Annotated in this window: 16 protein-coding genes and 1 pseudogene; 10 read left to right on the top strand and 7 right to left on the bottom strand. The window is 40.2% G+C overall.

Features of this window, described 5'->3' with window-relative positions:
- Positions 1-59 precede the first annotated feature (59 nt).
- Together deoB and deoC are read right to left on the bottom strand one after the other, a co-directional pair.
- Positions 60-1,238, bottom strand: a complete 1,179-nt coding sequence (gene deoB, locus EL101_RS01455) for a phosphopentomutase (protein WP_096591218.1) — start codon at positions 1,236-1,238, stop codon at positions 60-62.
- Between the two features lie 33 nt (positions 1,239-1,271).
- Positions 1,272-1,934 (bottom strand): deoxyribose-phosphate aldolase, encoded by a 663-nt coding sequence (gene deoC, locus EL101_RS01450; RefSeq protein ID WP_014612903.1) that lies wholly within the window; start codon positions 1,932-1,934, stop codon positions 1,272-1,274.
- A gap of 333 nt (positions 1,935-2,267) precedes the next feature.
- Here deoC and EL101_RS01445 point away from each other — a divergent pair, with 333 nt between their 5' ends.
- The 9 genes from EL101_RS01445 to hisIE are packed head-to-tail and all read left to right on the top strand — an operon-like array spanning position 2,268 to position 9,181.
- Positions 2,268-3,077 carry an ATP phosphoribosyltransferase regulatory subunit gene (locus tag EL101_RS01445; protein ID WP_096553937.1) on the top strand — a complete coding sequence of 270 codons (810 nt, stop codon included), beginning with the start codon at positions 2,268-2,270 and terminating at the stop codon, positions 3,075-3,077.
- Positions 3,078-3,092: 15 nt separating this feature from the next.
- Positions 3,093-3,707 (top strand): ATP phosphoribosyltransferase, encoded by a 615-nt coding sequence (gene hisG / locus EL101_RS01440; RefSeq protein ID WP_019167086.1) that lies wholly within the window; start codon positions 3,093-3,095, stop codon positions 3,705-3,707.
- Positions 3,697-4,956 (top strand): histidinol dehydrogenase, encoded by a 1,260-nt coding sequence (gene hisD, locus EL101_RS01435; protein ID WP_096596386.1) that lies wholly within the window; start codon positions 3,697-3,699, stop codon positions 4,954-4,956. The genes hisG and hisD overlap by 11 nt, the downstream gene beginning before the upstream one ends.
- Positions 4,953-5,966, top strand: a complete 1,014-nt coding sequence (locus tag EL101_RS01430) for a pyridoxal phosphate-dependent aminotransferase (protein ID WP_096596385.1) — start codon at positions 4,953-4,955, stop codon at positions 5,964-5,966. The genes hisD and EL101_RS01430 overlap by 4 nt, the downstream gene beginning before the upstream one ends.
- Positions 5,950-6,531 (top strand): imidazoleglycerol-phosphate dehydratase HisB, encoded by a 582-nt coding sequence (gene hisB / locus EL101_RS01425; protein WP_096541832.1) that lies wholly within the window; start codon positions 5,950-5,952, stop codon positions 6,529-6,531. Before EL101_RS01430 ends, hisB begins: the two co-directional genes overlap by 17 nt.
- On the top strand, positions 6,528-7,103 hold the full coding sequence (gene hisH / locus EL101_RS01420; RefSeq protein WP_096596384.1) for an imidazole glycerol phosphate synthase subunit HisH: 576 nt from the start codon (positions 6,528-6,530) through the stop codon (positions 7,101-7,103). Before hisB ends, hisH begins: the two co-directional genes overlap by 4 nt.
- Positions 7,096-7,800, top strand: a complete 705-nt coding sequence (gene hisA / locus EL101_RS01415; protein WP_096596383.1) for a 1-(5-phosphoribosyl)-5-((5-phosphoribosylamino)methylideneamino)imidazole-4-carboxamide isomerase — start codon at positions 7,096-7,098, stop codon at positions 7,798-7,800. Before hisH ends, hisA begins: the two co-directional genes overlap by 8 nt.
- The gene (gene hisF / locus EL101_RS13775; RefSeq protein WP_096596382.1) at positions 7,797-8,561 is read left to right on the top strand and encodes an imidazole glycerol phosphate synthase subunit HisF; all 765 of its coding nucleotides are present in this window, start codon (positions 7,797-7,799) and stop codon (positions 8,559-8,561) included. Before hisA ends, hisF begins: the two co-directional genes overlap by 4 nt.
- Positions 8,552-9,181 carry a bifunctional phosphoribosyl-AMP cyclohydrolase/phosphoribosyl-ATP diphosphatase HisIE gene (gene hisIE / locus EL101_RS13770; protein ID WP_096596381.1) on the top strand — a complete coding sequence of 210 codons (630 nt, stop codon included), beginning with the start codon at positions 8,552-8,554 and terminating at the stop codon, positions 9,179-9,181. The genes hisF and hisIE overlap by 10 nt, the downstream gene beginning before the upstream one ends.
- A 246-nt stretch (positions 9,182-9,427) precedes the next feature.
- On the opposite strand, the pseudogene betA reads toward hisIE, so the two are convergent.
- Together betA and betB are read right to left on the bottom strand one after the other, a co-directional pair.
- Positions 9,428-11,121, bottom strand: a pseudogene (gene betA, locus EL101_RS01400) (choline dehydrogenase).
- Positions 11,122-11,247: 126 nt separating this feature from the next.
- The gene (betB, locus tag EL101_RS01395; RefSeq protein ID WP_096596380.1) at positions 11,248-12,741 is read right to left on the bottom strand and encodes a betaine-aldehyde dehydrogenase; all 1,494 of its coding nucleotides are present in this window, start codon (positions 12,739-12,741) and stop codon (positions 11,248-11,250) included.
- A gap of 221 nt (positions 12,742-12,962) precedes the next feature.
- Between betB and cudC the strand changes: the two genes are divergently transcribed.
- The gene (cudC, locus tag EL101_RS01390) at positions 12,963-13,514 is read left to right on the top strand and encodes a choline uptake/conversion transcriptional regulator CudC (RefSeq protein ID WP_096541816.1); all 552 of its coding nucleotides are present in this window, start codon (positions 12,963-12,965) and stop codon (positions 13,512-13,514) included.
- A gap of 1,412 nt (positions 13,515-14,926) precedes the next feature.
- Here cudC and EL101_RS01385 read toward each other — a convergent pair.
- The 3 genes from EL101_RS01385 to EL101_RS01375 form a co-directional block, all read right to left on the bottom strand.
- Positions 14,927-16,531, bottom strand: coding sequence for a BCCT family transporter (locus EL101_RS01385; protein WP_096541926.1), 1,605 nt, complete (start codon positions 16,529-16,531; stop codon positions 14,927-14,929).
- A 412-nt stretch (positions 16,532-16,943) separates the two neighbouring features.
- On the bottom strand, positions 16,944-18,266 hold the full coding sequence (locus EL101_RS01380; RefSeq protein ID WP_096596379.1) for an Nramp family divalent metal transporter: 1,323 nt from the start codon (positions 18,264-18,266) through the stop codon (positions 16,944-16,946).
- Positions 18,267-18,426: 160 nt separating this feature from the next.
- Positions 18,427-21,291, bottom strand: a complete 2,865-nt coding sequence (locus tag EL101_RS01375) for a DEAD/DEAH box helicase (RefSeq protein WP_096596378.1) — start codon at positions 21,289-21,291, stop codon at positions 18,427-18,429.
- Positions 21,292-21,294: the final 3 nt, after the last annotated feature.

Genomic DNA, 21,294 nt, shown 5'->3' with positions numbered 1-21,294 from the left:
ATGCCCCCAAAATAAAAAAGCAGCTGACACCCATTACAGGTATCAGCCACTCCTCTCAATTATTTCAATTCATTTAAATAGCTACGTCCAAACTCAGGCAATGTTACACCAAAGTTATCGGCAATTGTTGCACCGATTGAACTAAATGTTGTATCGCCTTCTAATGCATGTCCGCCTTTAAACTTCGGACTATACATGATGACTGGAATGTATTCACGTGTATGATCTGTACCCGGTGCCGTTGGGTCATTCCCGTGGTCCGCTGTAATGATCAATAAATCGTCTTCGCGCATCGCATCCATCAATTCTGGCAAACGATCGTCAAAATCTTTAATCGCTTGTGCATAGCCTGGCTTATCACGACGGTGACCATATAACGCATCAAAGTCAACTAAGTTTAAGAAGCTTAATCCTTTAAAATCTTTGTTGACGATGTTCATTAATTGATCCATACCGTCCATATTACTTTTCGTACGTACCGCTTCTGTTACACCTTCACCATCATAAATGTCGTTAATTTTACCAATCGCAATGACATCGTAGTCATTTTCTTTTAACGTATTCATCACGGTTTTACCAAATGGCTTCAATGCATAGTCATGACGGTTACTTGTACGCGTGAAGTTGCCAGGTTCACCCACGTATGGGCGCGCAATAATACGTCCAATTAAATATTTCGGATCTTTTGTCAATTCACGGACTTTTTCACAAATGTCATACAGTTCTTCTAACGGAATGACGTCTTCGTGTGCGGCAATTTGAAGTACAGGGTCAGCAGAAGTATAGACGATTAAGTCCCCTGTCTTCATTTGATGTTCGCCCCACTCGTCAATAATTTGTGTACCGGATGCTGGGCGGTTTGCGACAACTTTACGGCCTGACAGTTGTTCGATTTCTTGAACTAACTCTTCTGGAAAACCTTCTGGATACACTTTGAACGGTTGCATAATGTTCAAGCCCATAATTTCCCAGTGGCCTGTCATCGTGTCTTTGCCGACTGACGCTTCACTTAATTTTGTATAATACGCTAAAGGATGTTCAACAGCGTCAATCACTGGTAATGGCGCAATGTTCCCTAAGCCTAATTTTTCAAGGTTTGGTAACTTTTGATCAAATCCTTCAAGCGTATGTTTTAAAGTGTGTGAGCCTTCATCGTTAAAGTCTTTAGCGTCTGGGCCCTCTCCAATCCCAACTGAATCCATCACAATTAAATGAACGCGCTGAAAAGGTACTGTCATCTTAATCACTCCCACATTTATTGAATTCCTTGATTAATAATCTGAATCTACTTCTAAACCTTGCATAATTTGTACGCCGGCACTTGCACCGATACGTGTTGCACCTGCATCAATCATTGCTTTGAAATCTTCTAAGTTACGTACGCCACCAGCTGCTTTCACTTCTACTGATTCTCCCACTGTATCTTTCATTAACTTCACGTCTTCTGGTGTAGCACCACCTGTTGAGAAGCCTGTTGATGTTTTTACGAAATGTGCACCTGCTGCTTTAGTGAGCTCAGATGCTTTAACTTTTTCTTCTTCAGTTAAAAGTGCTGTTTCGATAATAACCTTAACTGTTTTACCTTCTGCAGCTTTAACGACCGCTTCAATATCTTTTTGCACGTCATCATAACGTTGGTCTTTTAATGCACCAATGTTGATCACCATGTCAATTTCATCTGCACCTTTACGGATCGCATCTTCTGTTTCAAATACTTTTGTTTCCGTCGTGTTCGCACCTAATGGGAAACCAATTACTGTACATACGAGCACATCTGAATCTGCTAATTTTTCTGCAGCATAAGCGATGTGTGTTGGATTAATACAAATCGATTTGAAATGATATGCTTTTGCTTCCTCAATAATTTTATCAATTTGTGCACGTGTTGATTCTGGTTTTAACAACGTGTGATCAATATATTTTTCGAAATTCATACGAAACGCTCCTTATTTTTATAATTTCTTGACCCTCTCAATTATACAATTAGATGCTTCAAAATACGATTTTTTTATTTTGGATTGATTGCGATAGAGTCGTATTGAATATGTGCGACGCTTGCTCGTACTTGAACCATTATGGCATGAGATACTGCCGTGTACAAATCGAACAATTTTGAGACAGTCTGATGATGAGCCTCACAGCAATCATCTATAACTAAAAATAAAATATTCAGAAAAATGTGTTGAAATCTGTAAACCTCTGTGCTACCATTGTCATATTCTATTCAAACACTTTAACTTGGTAGAGAACGAAAGCGAGGATGGACGATGGTACAACCTTTCATACAAAATAAACAATATGAAATTGATTTTTTAAAGTTAGCAGCAGCCAATGATTTCGAACCGATTGAGACTGCCTTTATCGAAACACTCGTGTGGGATGAACTGTCTCCAGACGATTTAAAACAAATGAAAGAGCGCAGTGTATGGCAAGCAGATGAGACATTATTTGCATTACGCAATGATTTCACCGATCAACTCGTGCGCTATTATCAACATTATCAACTGAGTCACCAGGCTGTAGCTTATACGGGACCGATTGTACGGCACCATCAAGTCCAAACACAACTTGGTCTGGAATGTTATCGACCACATATTCAAGAAATGTACCATGCTTTTGAGACGTTCCAACAATTTATCACGCAACACTTACAAGATGAAATTCAATATGTCGTAATTGGGCATTACCAGCTCATCGATTTATTGCTCGAGCATCAAGCTGAACGTGAACAGTTACTGACATGGGTGGAACAGCGCAATATTTCGGCACTTAAATCCGAGCTCGGCATCAGTCATCCGCTCGTACGGTTATTGCTCACACCGACACATCAGCAGCTCGAACTTTTAAATACGTTATATCCGCATGATCACGTCATTATTCGCAGTTTGAATCGTTGGCAAACTTACTTTAAATCGCTTCACATCGACACGATTCATCTCGATATTACACCGCAAGCCCCACGTTCATACTATAAAGAAACATTTATTCATGCTCATCTTAAAGATAGCGGGCGAACGTTATCAGGAGGCTATTACAACGGACCACTAGAAGGTTTCGGTTTAGGATTAACATTATGACGAGGAGGAATCGCTGTGCTTACAATCGCATTAGCTAAAGGTCGCCTACTCAAAAGTTTTATCGCCTATTTAGAATCACAAGGTCAAAACGATTTGGCGACACAATTAAAATCTAGAGAACGTCAGCTTCAAATTAAAGTACCACCTTTCCATTTTTTATTCGTTAAAGGCAATGACGTCCCTATTTACGTCGAACAAGGCATTGCTGATATTGGCATTACGGGCAGTGATATTCTCAACGAAACTCAATACGATGTCAATCAACTGCTTGCGCTCCCTTTTGGCCAATGTCACTTTTCAGTCGCAGCGTTTGACGAGACGACGGACTATCGTAAAGTCGCAACTTCATTTCCTAAAACAGCCGGAGATTATTTTAAAGCGACGGGACGCGATGTCGAACTGATCGAATTATCCGGGTCTATCGAACTTGCTTGCGTGATTGGCATGGTCGACGGCATCGTTGACATTGTTCAAACAGGGACGACATTGCGTTCGAACGGGTTAGTCGAAAAAGAACATATTGCAGAAATTCAAGCACAACTCATTACGAATCGACAAAGCTTTTTCACCCAATCATCAGAAATTGATGCATTTATAAACATGTTAGGAGTGTCGCTCATTGATCGTTAATAGCCAAACCTTTTTACAACAATTCGAAACAACAGAAACATTCAATCCTGAAGTTCACGCACAAGTCACTGCCATTTGTGAACGCGTGCGACGTGAAGGAAATCAAGCATTACATGACTATAATCAACAATTTGATGGCGTCAATGTAGAGACGTTGGAAGTGCCAAGATCTGACATCGAAGCGGCGTATTACAGTATAGATGAAGATTTACGTCACGCACTTGAACATAGTTTCCAAAGAATTCGAGATTATCAAACGCAAATCAAATACGACAATCAATATGCGACGCCTGAACTTTATGAAGTGTATCACCCGATTGAACGTGTCGGTATCTATGTGCCAGGTGGTAAAGCGAGCTACCCTTCCACTGTATTAATGACGGCCACACTCGCGAAAGTAGCAGGTGTGAAAAATATCAGTGTCGTCACGCCGCCTCAGTCGAATGGTGTTGCGCCGAGTGTACTCGCAGCATGTCATATTGCTGGTGTGGATCATGTATACCAAGTCGGCGGTGCACAAAGTATCGCAGCACTTGCTTATGGGACAGAAACCATCCCGAAAGTCGATAAAATTGTCGGTCCAGGCAATCAATATGTGGCTTATGCGAAAAAGGCATTGTACGGAGAAGTCGGTATCGATCAAATCGCAGGGCCGAGTGAAATTGCATTAATGATAGATGACACATGTGATTTAGATGCGATTGTCTATGATGTATTTGCTCAAGCAGAACATGATGAAATGGCACGAACATTTGTCATTTCAACAGATTTGGCATTGCTTGAAAGATTAGAAAGCCGTATCCAACAAACACTTAACGGTGCACCACGCCATGATATTTTAAAAGTCAGTTTGCAAGACCATCACTATCTGATTCACGCGACTGATTTTGAAGACAGTTGTCATGTGATGAATACCATTGCCCCAGAGCATGCGTCAATTCAAACCGTACAACCGGAAGCTTATTTACCACACATTCATTATGTCGGTAGCCTATTTTTAGGCGGCTATGCACCTGAAGCGATTGGGGACTATATTGCGGGACCGAGCCACGTCTTACCTACGCAACGGACCGCCCGCTTTCAACATGGTTTATCGGTCAATGACTTTTTAACGAAACATACGGTCATCCACTTATCAAAAGCAACCTATGAAAAAACGTATCGAGATGCTGCACGTATCGCACAAGATGAACAACTGTATCACCACCAACAATCATTAGAAATTAGACAAAGAGGTGACGACGCATGATTCGTATGAACAAAAATGAAAGTCCGATCAAACCATTATCGACAGAGATACTAACCGAACTCATTGAACAGTGTGACTATCACCACTATCCGGACGTAGCGTATGACCGTTTTCGTAAAGCTTATGCGCAATACTACGGTGATACTTTCACGCTCGAACAAATCACTTGTGGCAATGGCTCTGATGAACTGATTCAAAAGTTAATGCTCATCATGCCAGACGGTCCGTGTTTAACGCTTAACCCTGACTTTTTCATGTATCAAGATTACGCACGCCAAGTGAACCGCGATATTCAATTTGTGGATGCTACGCCAACGTTATCTTTTCCACTTGAAACCGTCTTGGACAAGATTCAAGCGATTCAACCGAGTTTCTTCATATTAAGTAATCCACACAATCCGACGGGTCACCGTTTTGATGAAAAATATCTTCTAGCGATTGCTGATGAAATGAAGCGACTTGGTGGTTACCTCGTCATTGATGAAGCGTATATTGACTTTTCGACACCACTCGATATTGCCTTAGAAGACCATATTTTAATCATGCGCACATTGTCGAAAGCTTATGCGATGGCTGGGTTACGTCTCGGTGTGTTGATCGGCACAGAACAAACGATTCAACGCGTTCGTCAAATTGAACACCCTTACCCACTCAGTGCACTGACGATGGCGATTGGGATTCACTTATTCGAAAATCAAGCAGATACAGAAGTCTTTGTGGCACATCAACGCCACTTGAGCGCACGTTTGAAAGCCATTTTACAAGACCATGCGAGTGCACATATGACGATTTACCCGAGCGAGACCAACTTTGTGCTAACTGCTGGACCAAAAGCAATGGCACTCGGACGCTATGTGGAACAACACGGCTTTCTTCCCCGTTTTTACAATGACCCATCTGAAGCAACGATGGCAGGATTTGTCCGCTATTCCATTGCGACAGAAGCACAGTTAGACCGTTTTGAACAAGTCGTCAAAGAATGGAGTGAACGTCATGACATATCAAATTAACCGTGAAACGAAAGAAACGAAAATTGCCATTGAACTTTCAGAAGCGCAAGAAACAAGCCATATCGATACGGGTGTCGGCTTTTTAGATCATATGTTAACACTACTCAGCTTTCACAGTGGGCTGTACTTCAATATAAATGTCGATGGTGATACGTGGGTGGATGATCACCATACCACTGAAGATATCGGTATCGTACTCGGTCAATTATTGTTACAACTGACGCGCGATAAAAAACATTTCGAGCGTTACGGTCAACAATATTTACCGATGGACGAAACGTTAGCGCGTGCTGTGGTCGATATTAGTGGACGCCCTTATTTAAACTTTAACGCGTCATTCAGTAAAGAAAAGGTCGGACAGTTTGATACAGAGTTAGTAGAAGAATTTTTCAGAGCGTTAGTCATCAATGCGCGACTTACGGTACACATCGATTTACTGCACCAAGGCAATACACATCATGAGATTGAAGCAGTATTCAAAGCATTCGCCCGCGCCTTAAAACAAGCATTACGTCCATCACAAGAAGCACGTATTCCTTCATCTAAAGGTGTGATTGAATCATGATTGTTATTGTAGATTACGGTTTAGGCAATATTTTAAATGTCCAACGCGCCGTGCAACATCTCGGGTATGATGTCGTTGTCTCACGTAATCCAGAAGTTATTGAACGTGCTGACCAGCTTATTTTACCTGGTGTCGGTCATTTTAAAGACGCGATGCAAGCTATTGACCGTTATGAACTGGCACCATTATTGAAACGACAACAAAAGCCCATTATCGGTATTTGTCTCGGAATGCAATTGCTCTATAGTTTTAGCGAAGAAGGTCATGTCCCTGGGCTCGGCTTTTTCGAAGGGCATGTGCGTGCGATTGACACACCTTACACAGTGCCGCATCTCGGTTGGAATCAGTTAAAAAGCGACGTCTCAGGTTTAGATAAAGACGTCTATTATGTGCATACGTACCAAGCGCCGATGAATGATGATGTTGTCGCCTATACAGATTACGGCACTCAAATTCCTGGTATCGTCCAACGCGGGACATATATCGGCATTCAATTTCATCCAGAAAAAAGCGGTAATTACGGCTTGGAGATCTTAGCACAAGCATTAAAAGGAGGATGGCAACATGATTAAAATTTGGCCTGCCATTGATTTAATTGAAGGCAAAAGTGTCCGCCTCACTGAAGGAGATTACAACACTTCTGAAGCGATGACGAGAAGTGCAGAAGACAGTATTCAATTTTACAATCAATTTGAAAGTGTCGACCGTATTCATATTATCGACCTCATCGGCGCTAAAGCACAACGCGCAATTGAAATGGATTATATTCAACAACTCATTCAAGCGAGTGACAAACCGATTGAAGTCGGCGGCGGCATTCGTGATGAGGCAACACTTCGCCGTTATTTTGATTCAGGTGTCGATTATTGTATTGTCGGTACACAAGCCATTACGAATACAGCATGGCTCGCTGAAATGAGTCAGTTATTTCCCGGGAAAATTTATGTGTCCGTCGATGCATATCGCACAGCAATCAAAATTAACGGCTGGACAGAAGATGCCGCGTTAGACTTATTTGACTATGTCGCTGAAATTGAAGATTTACCGTTAGGCGGCATCATTTATACAGATATTTCGAAAGATGGTAAATTAGCAGGTCCGAACTTTGAAATCACGGCACAACTTGCACAAGCGACTTCGTTACCTGTCGTCGCATCAGGAGGCATTCGTCATCGACAAGACCTTGAAAAGCTTGAAACTTCAGGTATCACTGCCGCAATTGTCGGTAAAGCCGCAAATCAAAGCGCATTTTGGGAGGGGTTAAGTTGATTAAAAAACGTATTATTCCTTGCCTCGATGTCAAAGATGGCCGCGTCGTGAAAGGCATTCAATTTAAAGGGTTACGAGACATTGGTGACCCTGTTGATTTAGCCATGTACTATAACGAAGCCGGTGCCGATGAACTCGTCTTTTTAGATATTTCTAAAACGGAACGAGGCCATGCTTTAACGTTAGATATTATCCAACAAACCGCTGAACAACTGTTTATCCCATTAACGGTTGGTGGCGGCATTGCTTCACTCGATGACATTTCTGATTTGTTAAAACATGGTGCCGACAAAGTGTCACTCAATTCTGCGGCGCTCAAAAATCCTGAACTGATTCGTCAAGCAAGTGAAAAGTTTGGACGACAATGCATTTGTATCGCGATTGACAGTCAATATGATCCAGCGTTAGATGATTATTTTTGCTGTACACATGGGGGTAAAAAGCGCACGGACAAACGCGTGTATGATTGGGTCCAAGAAGTCGAATCTCTCGGTGCAGGTGAGCTGCTCGTTACAAGCATGGATTTTGACGGGATGAAACAGGGCTTTGACCTAAAACATTTGAATGGGATTGCTGAACGTGTCAATATCCCGATTATTGCGTCGGGTGGTGGTGGCCATGCACGTCACTTTACCGAACTTTTCACACACACGTCTGTCTCAGCAGGACTTGCAGCAAGTATATTACACGACAAAGAAACGACTGTACACGAAATTAAACAAGAACTCGAAAATGGAGGTGTGCCTGTCAGATGGCCTTAAAACCAGATTTTTCAAAAGGATTACTCCCTGTCATTTTACAAGATGTCGATACAAAACAAGTATTGATGCTCGGCTATATGAATGAAGAAGCGTTCCAAAAAACGGTAGATGAAGCAGTCGCTTGGTTTTATTCTCGCTCCAAAGGTCGTCTATGGAAAAAAGGCGAATCGTCTGGACACATTCAAAAAGTGAAAGATATGTATTTAGACTGCGATCAAGATACATTGTTGCTGTTTGTCGAACCGATGGGCCCAACATGTCACACAGGCACACAAAGTTGTTTCGGGACAGAAAGCGGCTTTAATGTGCAACAACTAGAAGAAACAATTGCGACTCGTGCAAAAGAGACAGATAGTGGTTCGTATACACAGTACCTTTTGAATGAAGGAAAAGAGAAAATCACGAAGAAATTTGGCGAAGAAGCGTTTGAAGTCGTCATTGCGGCGACGAAAGATGACCGTGATGAATTGATTGCGGAAAGTGCGGATGTGTTATATCACTTGTTCGTGTTGCTACAAGCACAAGATGTGTCGTTTGCGGAGATTGAAGCGTTATTGGGTAAACGGCATGAGAAACGGAATAATTTTAAAGGTGAACGTCAAGATGTTGAGGAGTGGTAGGTTAAGCCTATACCTAACCTTGATGTTTTGCACGCCAGAGGGATCAGCTGAACTGGATAGTCCCACAAAGCTTCTGCAAATGTCAGCACCTGGGAAAGGGAGACCGTGGTGGCAATCTCCATATCATTTAAAATGGTGCATACTCAACGCAGTGTACTTCAAGTGCTGCATACACATTTTCAGTCTTAAATAAAAAAAACGATTGATTTTGAACACATCCAAAATCAATCGCTTTTTTATTAACACTTAATCAATCGCACCTGCATCTGGATCGCTCTTACCATGAATATAATAATCCACATATTCAGGTTCTAATGGTTGTCTACCACGGATAATGTCAGCTGCTTTTTCCGCTAACATGAGTACCGGTGAATGAATATTACCATTTGTCGTTGTTGGCATCACTGACGCATCCACGACACGTAAGTTTTCCATACCATGAACTTTCATTGTTAATGGGTCTACCACTGCCATTGGATCGCTCGCTGGCCCCATTTTCGCACTACATGATGGGTGCAATGCTGTTTCGGCATCACGACGCACCCAATCTAAAATTTCTTCATCTGTTTGTACGCTTGGTCCCGGTGAAATTTCGCCACCGTTAAATTTGTCTAATGCAGGTTGTTTTAAAATGTTACGTGCGACACGAATGGCTTCAACCCATTCACGTTTATCTTCTTCTGTTGATAAATAGTTAAACACAAATTTCGGTTTTACATACGGGTTCGTCGACGTAATTTTTAAACTACCGCGAGAGTTAGAGTACATTGGACCGACGTGCACTTGATAACCATGCGCCGTTTCTGCTTTTGACCGTCATAACGTACCGCTAATGGCAAGAAGTGGAACATTAAGTTTGGATAATCCACTTCGTCATTTGAACGTACGAAGCCGCCACCTTCAAAGTGGTTACTTGCGGCTGCACCAGTACGGCGTGTAAGCCATTCTAAACCAATGAACGGCATTTTCAGTTTATTTAAGCTTGGTTGCATGGACACAGGTTCTTTACATGTATGTTGGATGTAAACTTCTAAATGGTCTTCAAAGTTTTCACCCACACCTGGTAAATGAATGCGTGGTTCAATACCAAGTGAACGTAAATGTTCTGAGTCACCGATACCTGACAATTGCAATAATTGTGGTGTATTAAACGCACCGCCAGATAAAATCACTTCTTTCGCGAGCACTTTGTGTAAACGGCCGTTACGTTTGTATGTCACACCTGTAACCGTATTACCATCGAAGTGAAGCTTTTCTACAAATGCGCGTGTTTTTACTGTTAAATTCGGACGTTTCATCGCTGGACGTAAATACGCACGTGATGCTGATACACGACGACCGTTATGAATTTGACTATCGAATGGACCGAAACCTTCTTGGCGGAACCCATTCACGTCTTTTGTTTTGCGATAACCCGCTTCAACTGCCGCATCGAAAAAGGCGTGGAATAATGGATTATCAGCTGGACCACGACGTAATTTGATTGGACCATTTAAGCCACGAATCGGATCATCCGCATCTGCACCGAATGTCGTTTCTAAACGTTTGAAGTAAGGTAAACAATGGGCATAATCCCAAGTGTCCATGCCTTCAGGTTGCCCCCATTTTTCATAGTCTAACGGATTACCGCGTTGATAAATCATACCGTTAATCGAGCTTGACCCCCCTAACACTTTCCCGCGTGTGTGGAATACTTTACGGCCACCCATATGCGGTTCACCGTCTGTTTCGTATTTCCAGTCATAGAAACGATTGCCAGATGGATACATTAAAGCGGCAGGCATTTGAATTAATAAGTCCCATGGGTAGTCACTACGCCCCGCTTCAAGGACCAACACTTTTTTATCTTTGTCTTCGCTTAAACGTGCACCTAAAACGGACCCAGCACTACCGCCGCCGATAATGATATAGTCATACATTTTATCGTACGCTTTACTCATAACAAAAACTCCTCCACAACTTTGTATTTTCTCGTCTTTTTATGTACAAAAGTCATGAACTGTCGTGGTTGTCGGTACGTGATGTAAATCATGACTTTCTTCATCAATCTGTTCAACGTCCGTGTTTTAAGATTGGCTAAACCATTTCACTGGTTCAGGGTTCGTATTCATTAAAATATGTTTCGTTTCTAAATATTCTTCTAAACCTTGATGTCCGAGTTCACGGCCGATACCTGATTGTTTGTAGCCACCCCATGGCGCTTGTGCGAAATAAGGATGGAAGTCATTAATCCAAACGGTACCCATTCTCATTTTGCTTACGACGCGTTGGGCTTTACCGATATCTTTCGTAAAGACACCACCCGCAAGACCGTAAATCGAGTCGTTCGCTAAACGGATTGCTTCTTCTTCTGTCTCAAAGCCTTCCACTGTCACAACAGGACCAAATACCTCTTCTTGAACAATACGCATCGACGTGTCACAGTCTGTAATCACAGTTGGCTCAAAGAAAAAGCCATTTTGTAAGTCTTCGCGCTCTGGACGTTGACCGCCGACTGCAATCGTAGCGCCATCTTCTTTCGCAACTTCCATATAATTTTCAACTTTTGCGCGGTGTTCTGCTGAAATCAATGGTCCGAGTTCAGTTGATTTGTCAAAACCGTTACCTAAGCGGATTTTTTTCACCGCATCGATTAACGCTTTTTCGAATTTGTCTTTAATCGCATTATGAACGATAATACGCGAACCTGCTGAACATACTTGACCAGCGTGGAAAAAGCCACCATTCAACGCTTGGTCTACCGCAAGATCAAAGTCTGCATCATCAAAAATAATGTTTGGATTTTTACCGCCTAATTCAAGTGCGATGTTTGTCACATGATCCGCTGCTTTTTTCATAATGTGTTTACCTGTTTTAATACCACCCGTGAATGACACTAAGTCCACGTCAGGATGTGAAGATAAAACATCGCCAATTTCAGAACCTGCACCTAAAACTAAATTGATGACACCTTTTGGAAAACCAACTTCTTCCATTAACTCAAAAACACGAATTGTCGTTAAAGGTGTAATCTCACTTGGCTTCATCACAAGGGAACAACCTGTCGCTAATGCAGGCGCAATTTTCCATGATGCTTGTAATAACGGATAGTTCCAAGGTGTGATTTGTGTCACAACACCGATGGGCTCTTTCACAACTTTGCTTTCTGTATTTTCAATCGGTGAGTTAATCAATTCGCCACCGTCTTTATCTGCTAAACCTGCAAAATACATAAACACGTTATGAATGTCATCCATGTCGACTAATGACTCTTCATACGTTTTGCCTGTATCTAATGTTTCTAAATAAGCTAACTCTTCACGGTTTTCTTTAATTTTGTCCGCAATCGCACGTACTTTTTGGCCTTTCGTTTCACCCGTTTCGTTCGCATAATGCCCTTCGTCAAATGCGCGACGAGCGGCAAGGATGGCACGTTCAACATCTGCTTCAGTTCCTTCTGCCACCTCTAAAATGACCTCTTGATTGTACGGATTAATAATTTCACGTGTTGCTTTATTACTACTCTCGACCCATTCACCATCTATATATTGGCGACGAGATAATCGGTTTACAGCTTCCATCAGTATCCCTCCGTTAAGTTTGTTAAGTTTTTATTTAACGAATTTCACAAACTTAACTTTATCATATGAAAAATGACACTGTCAACTGCTAGCGATTGCTTTACACCTTCCTACAAAAAGCGTTAAATTGATAAAGAATGTTAGAAATTTTTTTAATTAATGACTCGCTTTTCTCAAGTTAAATGTTAAAATGTTTTATGATGATAGGAGGTGTCGTCATTATGGCACGTGCAAAAACATATGAAGCCAAATTAGAAGAAGCGAAAGATATTGTCATTAATTCTATCGCTGAGACGATGGACCTTTATGGCATTAATCGTAGCGTTGGGAATTTGTATGGCATTATGCTCTTTAAAGAAAGTATGACACTCGATGAAATGCGCCAAGAGTTACAGATGAGTAAGCCGAGTATGAGCGCGGGTGTGAAAAAGTTGCAAGAGTTCGATATTGTGAAGCAACGTCTGACACGCGGCAGTCGCAAACAACATTTTGAGGCTGAGAAAGATTTCTTTGAGTTTTTCTCCAATTTTTTCACGCAAAAATGGAATCGTGAAATTTCGATTAATTTGGCTGCGTTGAAAGAGTCTGAGGCAATGATTGATGAGATAATTGCGGCAGATGATGTGGCGGATGATGTGAAAGAAGAGGCGGTTGAGATTAAGGCACAGTTGGAAGATTCTCGTGTGTATTATTATTGGCTTGAGTCGATTAGTAATGCGTTGAAGAGTGGGAAGATTTTTGAGTATTTTCCTATTCCGGAGTCGAAGGAGTAGTGATGAAGCTTTATGCTGTATATGACTGACAGCATAAAGCTATTTTTGTATAGAAAATAAAATTCAAGTTTTGAGTAAGCACAGATTGCTTAATCGTGCTGCGCTTTCCGAGTCGCTGAACCCTTAACTAAATTCGGCTTGATTCAAGTGTACATTTGCTGAAGCCGAATTGGATTTTCGTGTTCAGCTGTTGACTCAGGAGTCTTGCACGATTTTGCAATCAGAGTTTTTGAGAGCCTTTTACTTTCTATCAGGGCTTTTGGTGTGATTTACACCACTTCGACTCTGAGTATAGGTAAAAATACTTCTGCATCTCTTTTCCTCTTCTTCTTGATTGGATTTGAGAGTGGGTATGGTGGGCATTCTTGCAATCTGGGGTGTGAGCAAGCTTTATTTTCTATCAGTGCTTATAAACTTACATCACTTCAACTTTGGGAGATGGATTAAATACTTCTGCATCTCTTTCCTTCTTCTTTTGATTGGATCTGAGAGTGGGTATAGTGAGCATTCTGACTGGCATTTAAAAAGTGTTGTCTTTTCTTTATCGTGGTGCTATAATTTGATTATCAAAAAAACACCTAGCAAGTGGGTTAAACTTGAGCTAGGTGCAAAAACATAGTAACATATTAGTGAGCTAGTAACTCAGCGTATGTTAATCATTATAGCCTATGATTAGGTGCTCTCGTTAGTGCCGTAACGGGAGCTTATTTTTTTGACTTTTTATACAAAACAATACTTTCTATTACAGTAATAGAAAGTATTGTTTTTTTCCGCAACCAATGATACAATTTAGACATTAAAAAAACACCTAGTCAGTCGGGAAAACTTGAGCTAGGTGCAAAAACATAGTAACATATTAGTGAGCTGGTAACTCAACGTATGTTAATCATTATAGCCTATGATTAGGTGCTCTCGTTATTGTAGTAACGGGAGCCTATTTTTTTGACTTTTTATACAAAACAATGGTCATGCATAAAGTGCCTATAATCGTCAAAGATATTGGAATATAAATATCTAAATTGATTATGATCGTCATATGCTACCACCCCACATCATTATAAATTTCATAGGTGTAGATGATGACATACGACTAATAGGCTGCTATGTTTTATGCAATTGATTATACTCAGATTTCCATCTTATTAAAAGAGTTAATATTTCACTTTAGTTGATGTATACATACTCCATTCAAGGTTCACTATAAAAGCTCATATATGTGCGCTCTCCATCCCTTATCACTATGTCTTACAAAAACTTCAATTCACGATAGTTTAGCATTTGATTAGCCCACCCCTATTCATGAATCAATTCGAAATATTTATCATTATAGACAACGTAACTCATGTAAAAATGGTGTAGGACGTTAAACTCTCTATGTTGAGATTTCTGTCCTACACCATTATTTTGTATCGCTATAAATTGTCGTCTTCTTCGTCTTCACCGACACGCAAAATTCTTAATGAGCGGCGTTCGATACGTTTAAAGCGATCGGCACGGCTTTGTAAGGCAATGCGATCTCCACCTAAAATCATCATAAAGGAAATCATAATGATGATAAAGATGACAATTAGTGGCACACCTGCAACGATAGAAGCGGTTTGTAAAATTTCTAACGCTTTTTCTCCTCCGACTAACATGAGTGAAAATGGGAGTAAACAAAGCGCAAATGCCCAGAATAAACGGTTTAACTTGATAGGTTCTCCTTTAACACGTGTTTGCGTAGCTGCCGCAACAATGTATGATGCTGAATCAAATGTTGTGACTAAGAATAAGAACGCTGACAAGATAAACAATCCGATAATGATTTTTGAGAATGGCAGTTGACTAATGACTTCGATGATTGTTGCTTCCGTACCGTGTGTATTTAAAAATTGGATGACATCGAATTGACCTGAGATTTGTAAATACACAGCGAAGTTTCCGAAAATACCGAAGAACAACACACAGCCGAATGTCCCGTAGACGATTGTCCCTAAAATGACTTCTTTTAACGTACGCCCTTTTGAAATACGCGCAATGAAAAGACCGATAAATGGCGCGTAAACAATCCACCATGACCAATAGAATATCGTCCATTGTTGTGGGAAGTTCGTCTCTTCACGACCTCCGATACCGCCGAATGGTTCGAGCCATGTCGCCATTTGGAAAAAGTTTTTCAACATGTTCCCAAAGCCTGTCACTGTTGTTTCCATAATAAAAATGGTTGGGCCAACGACAAAGATAAAGCCTAATAAAACAAATGATAGCCAGACATTCAAGTCACTGAGCACTTGAATCCCTTTTTTCAAACCTTGGTACGAACTGTAGGCAAATACGATTGTAATACAGATTAATACAATACTTTTGACGACCATACTTGACCCGTCGAAACCGAATAACTTTTCAAGACCTGCAGAAATCATCGGTACACCTAATGCGAGTGATGTCGCTGTACCGCCAATGAGTCCGAAAATGAATAAAATATCTACAATTTTACCTAACGCTTTATCTGTCTGCCCTTTTAAAATCGGACGACAAGCTTGGCTAATTTTGAAAACTGGTTGCTTTTTGACGAATACTAAATATGCGATCGGTAAGGCTGGCAAAACGTAAATCGCCCATGCGATAGGTCCCCAATGAAACATCCCATACATTGTCGCATAGTTTAAAGCTTCCTCAGAAAAGGGTTTCGCACTGTGTGGTGGTGCTTGGAAATAATAAGCCCACTCAATTACACCCCAGTACAAAATGTCTGAACCGATACCTGCGCAAAACAGCATCGAAGCCCACGCAAAGTCACTAAATTCTGGCTTGTCATTGGCACGACCTAAAGTGACCGAACCATATTTACCAAAAGCTATGTATAACACAAAACAAAAAATCGCAAGCCCCAATACGAGATAGATGGCCCCCATTTTGGATGTTACGAACCCATTCATCGCGACGACGACTGCACGACTTTGTTCAGGAAACACCATCATCGGTATGACGGCCATCAATAATACGATTGCCGTACCGATGAACACGACCCAGTCCATCAATTTATTATTTTTATGCAATTTTAAGCACCCCTTATTCTTTTTAACTCCTTTTCTGTTGATTCTTGATGTTAAACGTCTTGATACAAGCAATAGGTTATCGAAAATTAAATTTTAATGCAAATTTCATACATTCAATTTAATTGTCCGTTTTGAATATATATAACTTTTCAACAACCGAAATATTGTAAAAACGCCTTTATAAAGTACATAAATAATGTTAAAAATTTATTTAACGATTTAAATTGTGACTATTTATGCACATTTAATGAATATATATTTATTTGTAGTGGGTGCGTTTTCAGAGAGTAAAAGGAAACAAATTAAAACAACCTACTCGAATCATTTCGCATTTTTTAAAGCAAAAATAAGAGGCTTGAACAATGCATGTCCAAGCCCCGACTTAACCCTATTAACCGAGTTCGCCAAAAGTTGCGTAAATAAGATAGATATTCAAAACTGTTAAGATAATCGCCAATGCCCACGCAATGAAATTGACCCAACGCGGATTGGTAAAGTCTTTGCCCATAATTTTAGGATTATTGGTCGCAATGACTAACGGAATGACACTTAAAGGTAAGGCTAAACTTAAAAAGACTTGCGTAAAGATGAGTAGATTTTCGATTTTTTCAGTACTCGAACCGTATAACCATAAACAGAAAAAAACTGGAACCACCGCAATGATACGTGTCACAAGGCGTCGTACCCATTGTGCCATTTTCAAATGAACGAAACCTTCCATAATAATTTGGCCGGATAATGTGCCAGTGATCGTGGAGTTTTGTCCTGAAGCTAATAACGCTACGGCAAACAATGTACTCATCACCGCACCACCAATTACAGTAGATACTTCTGAATGTGTGAGGGCATCATATAAATCATAAAAACCACCGAGTGCTTCACCGCTTCCGAAAAACAGTGCTGCCCCTAAAATTAATAATAAACAGTTAACGATAAAAGCGAGTGACAATTGGACGTTTGAATCAATCGTCGCATATCGAATGGCTTCTCGTTTTTCTTCATCTGATTGACGTTCATAGTTTCGCGATTGCACGATAGATGAATGCAAGTATAAGTTATGTGGCATAATCGTCGCACCGATAATCCCTAATGCGATATATAAAGCACCGGGTTGTGTCACGACAGAAGATTGCGGTAAAAATCCACTGAACACATCGCCCCATACAGGATCTGACAAATAAACTTCAAAGACAAAAATGATAAACACGGTTAATACTAATACCGTAACGAGCGCTTCAATTTTACGAAAACCGAGCTTAATAATGGCTAAAAGTAAAAAGACGTCTAATACTGTCACCGTCACACCGAGCCATAGCGGAATATGAAAAAGTAAATTCAACGCAATCGCACTTCCGATAACCTCTGCAATATCCGTCGCCATAATCGCAAGTTCTGTGAAAAGCCATAAAACGACTGCCACTTTTTTAGAAGTCATCGCACGTGTGACTTGTGCTAAATCCATCCCACTCGCGATTCCTAAACGCGCACACATACTTTGGAGTAACATCGCAGCTAAACTCGAAATTAAAATGACCGACAACAGGATATAGCCATATTGCGCGCCCCCTGCCATCGACGTAATCCAGTTTCCCGGATCCATATAGCCTACCGCAACAAGGGCACCTGGTCCGAGAAAGAAAAACACTTTTTTCCATGACGGTGCATCACGATGATATGCGACCGTTCCATTAATCTCTTCTAAACTTTTTCTCATTTTACTCTACCTTTTCCTCTTCTATCTCTATCGTTAAATAACATATCCAAATTTTAAATTAGGATTGCCTAAATTGATAATGTTATTATATACAAATCGAGATAAAATTAAAAGCGACGCACATCGCAATCGCTTTTGTGAAATAGTATTCGATTGAGGGTTAGTGCTCGACAATATAACGATAAATATCGTCTCGAACAGGCGTTTCTAAATTAAAATGCATCGTGACAACGGGTTCTCCAGATTTCATCGTTGTTTCTTCCACGGTACCTTCAATGACATGCACACGTCCTAAATAATAGAAGTTTTTACCTTCTGCATCTTCTTTTTTAACAAATAGATATAGCGGAATGTTACGCGCTTGGTGATGAACGATATCATCTACTTCTGAAGATTTAAGTGAACGATTGGAACGGGTATACCATTTAAATTCACTTTGACTTATGAATGTGTCGCCATACTGTGTAGATGTCGTAATATCTTCTTGTTTATGATAAGTGACAAAAATAGGTACCATATGATGCCTTACTTGATAGCCATACATCGTACTCGACACATCTTTATCCCAATTCATTATTTTTACAAAGTCTTTACGGAAATACTTTTGATAGAGTATGAACTCATTTTGACCTTCAAATTTCATCTCATTGTTATATTGTCCAAGACGAATGATGTCCTCAACATAACGTTGAAATCGTTCATTTTTCAGTTGGCGTTGAAAATGTGCAGCCAATTCAATGACGTCACCTTTTCGATGAATGACTGGCGAACCGTATGACTTTTCAATATCGTTTTTAAAGTAGCTAAAATCCAAAATTTTTAACGTCGTCTCTATATCTGCGGGGGTCACTGCTGAATCAATCTGGTGCATGTATTCTAATAATTCTGCTATTCTCGCATCGCCTTCAATCAAACGTTGCAAAATGAAATGTTCTGTATTTTTTAATCCTGGTGCAACTTCTCTTGATAAAAATGTGAGATTTTTAAAAGCGTCTAGCTCTAAAACTTCTGTTGTATAACCACGTTTTTCAAGAAAATCATGATAGTTTTTGTATTTCTCTAAAATAATCAATGGATCAATCGCATTCTGGTCATTGAAATCCATCAGTAAAGGTTGACGACCAATGCGGCGTGCAACATTTTTATAGGCATCATCTAAAATTTTGACACTATTTAAAGTTGCTTTAGTCAGTGACTCGAAAATTTGTTTTTTCGCGACTTCTTCAAAATTAATTGTTGAAACGCCATTTAACACAGCCGGATTTGTTAAAAATTGACGATAGTTATCTTTGTGGTAACTTGGGTCTCCAGATAATGCAACCGGGATTAAGTAATTATTTTTATAGTTACCAATAAAATCTATCACTGTTACATAATCCTTATTGCTACTTTTACGGAGACCTCGACCGAGTTGTTGAACAAAAATAATACTCGATGTCGTCGCTCTGAGCATGACAACTTGGTTCACTTCAGGGATGTCGATACCTTCATTAAATAAATCCACTGTAATAATGTAATTCAATTCCCCTGAACGTAACTGTGTGATTACATCTGCACGGCGTTGTTGCGTATCCTCACCTGTAAGCGCCACTGATGGATAACCATAAGCCGATAACTTTTCAGCTAACGCATGCGCTTCATTTTTACGACTTACGAAAATAAGCCCTTTCAGCTGATCACCAGAGTAGCCGTAATATTTGGTGCGTTCAATGATATGTTGAACACGGGCGTCTGAGGCAAGCTTTTGAAGTGAAATCGTATCGTCGCTAATGATACCGTCCACCTCATAATCCGTGACACCAAAATAATGGAATGGGCATAAGATGTCATTTTCTAATGCTGCTTGCAAACGAATTTCATAAGCTATATTGTAATGAAACAGTTCAAAAATATTTAGTGTATCATTACGTTCAGGTGTCGCTGTCATACCTAAAATAAATTCAGGTATAAAGTAATCAAACACACGTCGATATGAGGCGGCAGCGACACGGTGCGCTTCATCAAACACGATGTAGTCAAAATGTTCACGTGAAAACTGCTCATAAATATCAGGTTTCGAAATCGTTTGAATCGTTGAAAACAAGTATTTTGCAGTGGTTTGTTTATCATTTCCAGTTAATAATCCAAATGCATCAGCGGGTTCATCTGCTAACACACGTCGATAATCTTCCATTGCTCTTCGCAAAATCCCTTCATTATGTACGATAAAAAGGAATTTTTCTGGTTGTACCTGTCTCACGTCAAGTGCAGACATGATTGTTTTCCCTGTACCTGTCGCTGAAATGATCAAGCCTCTACTTTCTCCTTGCTGTCTAATCATTTCCAGTTCTCTCAATGCTTCTTGTTGCATCATGTTCGGTATGATTGCTTGAGCTGATTGTAATTGCCGTTGTTTTTCAATTTGCGCTTGCTCTACCTCAAATATCGCTTGTCTCGTTTTCGGTTGGTACACTTGACGATAGTTTTCTATCCACGCCGCTGTTAATGGCTCACTTGTTTCCCATAATTGTTCAAATTGATTTTTAACTTTATGTACGATATCACCATTGCGATGAGATGAAAACATAATATTATGTTCGTAATTCACCTTTAATGCATGAGACGTCAGATTAGAACTGCCAACAATCATCGACGTATAGTAATCATGATCAAAAATATAACCTTTTGCATGAAAACCACTCACATTTGTGACACGCACATCTACATTTTCTAACTTCATTAACTCTTCATACATTTTAGGTGAATTAAACGATAAATAGTTAGAAGTTAAAATACGGCCCCTAACACCTTTCAGCTTCAATTCATAAAGATGTGTTTTCAAACTGGCTAAACCGCTCTCAGTTACAAATGCGACCGAAATACTAAATGATTCACAGCGATACAATTCATCAATAATTGTCGCTAATACATTTTCTTGTGCATTATTAATGAGAAGTTTAGGCAAAAAGTGACCTTGTTTTTCAATAGAACGATCAATAAAACCTTTATGTAACGAATTTTTAAAATCATCAAGTAAATGGTCCATCTC

It is taken from the genome of Staphylococcus delphini, assembly GCF_900636325.1.
In the GTDB taxonomy this organism is placed as follows: domain Bacteria; phylum Bacillota; class Bacilli; order Staphylococcales; family Staphylococcaceae; genus Staphylococcus; species Staphylococcus delphini.
The sequence above is the reverse complement of the archived record's forward strand: the minus strand, read 5'-3'. Positions and strand labels throughout refer to the sequence as shown.

Bases quoted from the DNA above. Each gene is read 5' to 3' on its own strand.
- deoB (WP_096591218.1), bottom strand. From the start codon at position 1,238: ATGACAGTACCTTTTCAGCGCGTTCATTTAATTGTGATGGATTCAGTT.
- deoC (WP_014612903.1), bottom strand. From the start codon at position 1,934: ATGAATTTCGAAAAATATATTGATCACACGTTGTTAAAACCAGAATCA.
- EL101_RS01445 (WP_096553937.1), top strand. From the start codon at position 2,268: ATGGTACAACCTTTCATACAAAATAAACAATATGAAATTGATTTTTTA.
- EL101_RS01430 (WP_096596385.1), top strand. From the start codon at position 4,953: ATGATTCGTATGAACAAAAATGAAAGTCCGATCAAACCATTATCGACA.
- hisB (WP_096541832.1), top strand. From the start codon at position 5,950: ATGACATATCAAATTAACCGTGAAACGAAAGAAACGAAAATTGCCATT.
- hisH (WP_096596384.1), top strand. From the start codon at position 6,528: ATGATTGTTATTGTAGATTACGGTTTAGGCAATATTTTAAATGTCCAA.
- hisA (WP_096596383.1), top strand. From the start codon at position 7,096: ATGATTAAAATTTGGCCTGCCATTGATTTAATTGAAGGCAAAAGTGTC.
- hisIE (WP_096596381.1), top strand. From the start codon at position 8,552: ATGGCCTTAAAACCAGATTTTTCAAAAGGATTACTCCCTGTCATTTTA.
- betB (WP_096596380.1), bottom strand. From the start codon at position 12,741: ATGGAAGCTGTAAACCGATTATCTCGTCGCCAATATATAGATGGTGAA.
- cudC (WP_096541816.1), top strand. From the start codon at position 12,963: ATGGCACGTGCAAAAACATATGAAGCCAAATTAGAAGAAGCGAAAGAT.
- EL101_RS01385 (WP_096541926.1), bottom strand. From the start codon at position 16,531: ATGGACTGGGTCGTGTTCATCGGTACGGCAATCGTATTATTGATGGCC.
- EL101_RS01380 (WP_096596379.1), bottom strand. From the start codon at position 18,266: ATGAGAAAAAGTTTAGAAGAGATTAATGGAACGGTCGCATATCATCGT.
- EL101_RS01375 (WP_096596378.1), bottom strand. From the start codon at position 21,291: ATGGACCATTTACTTGATGATTTTAAAAATTCGTTACATAAAGGTTTT.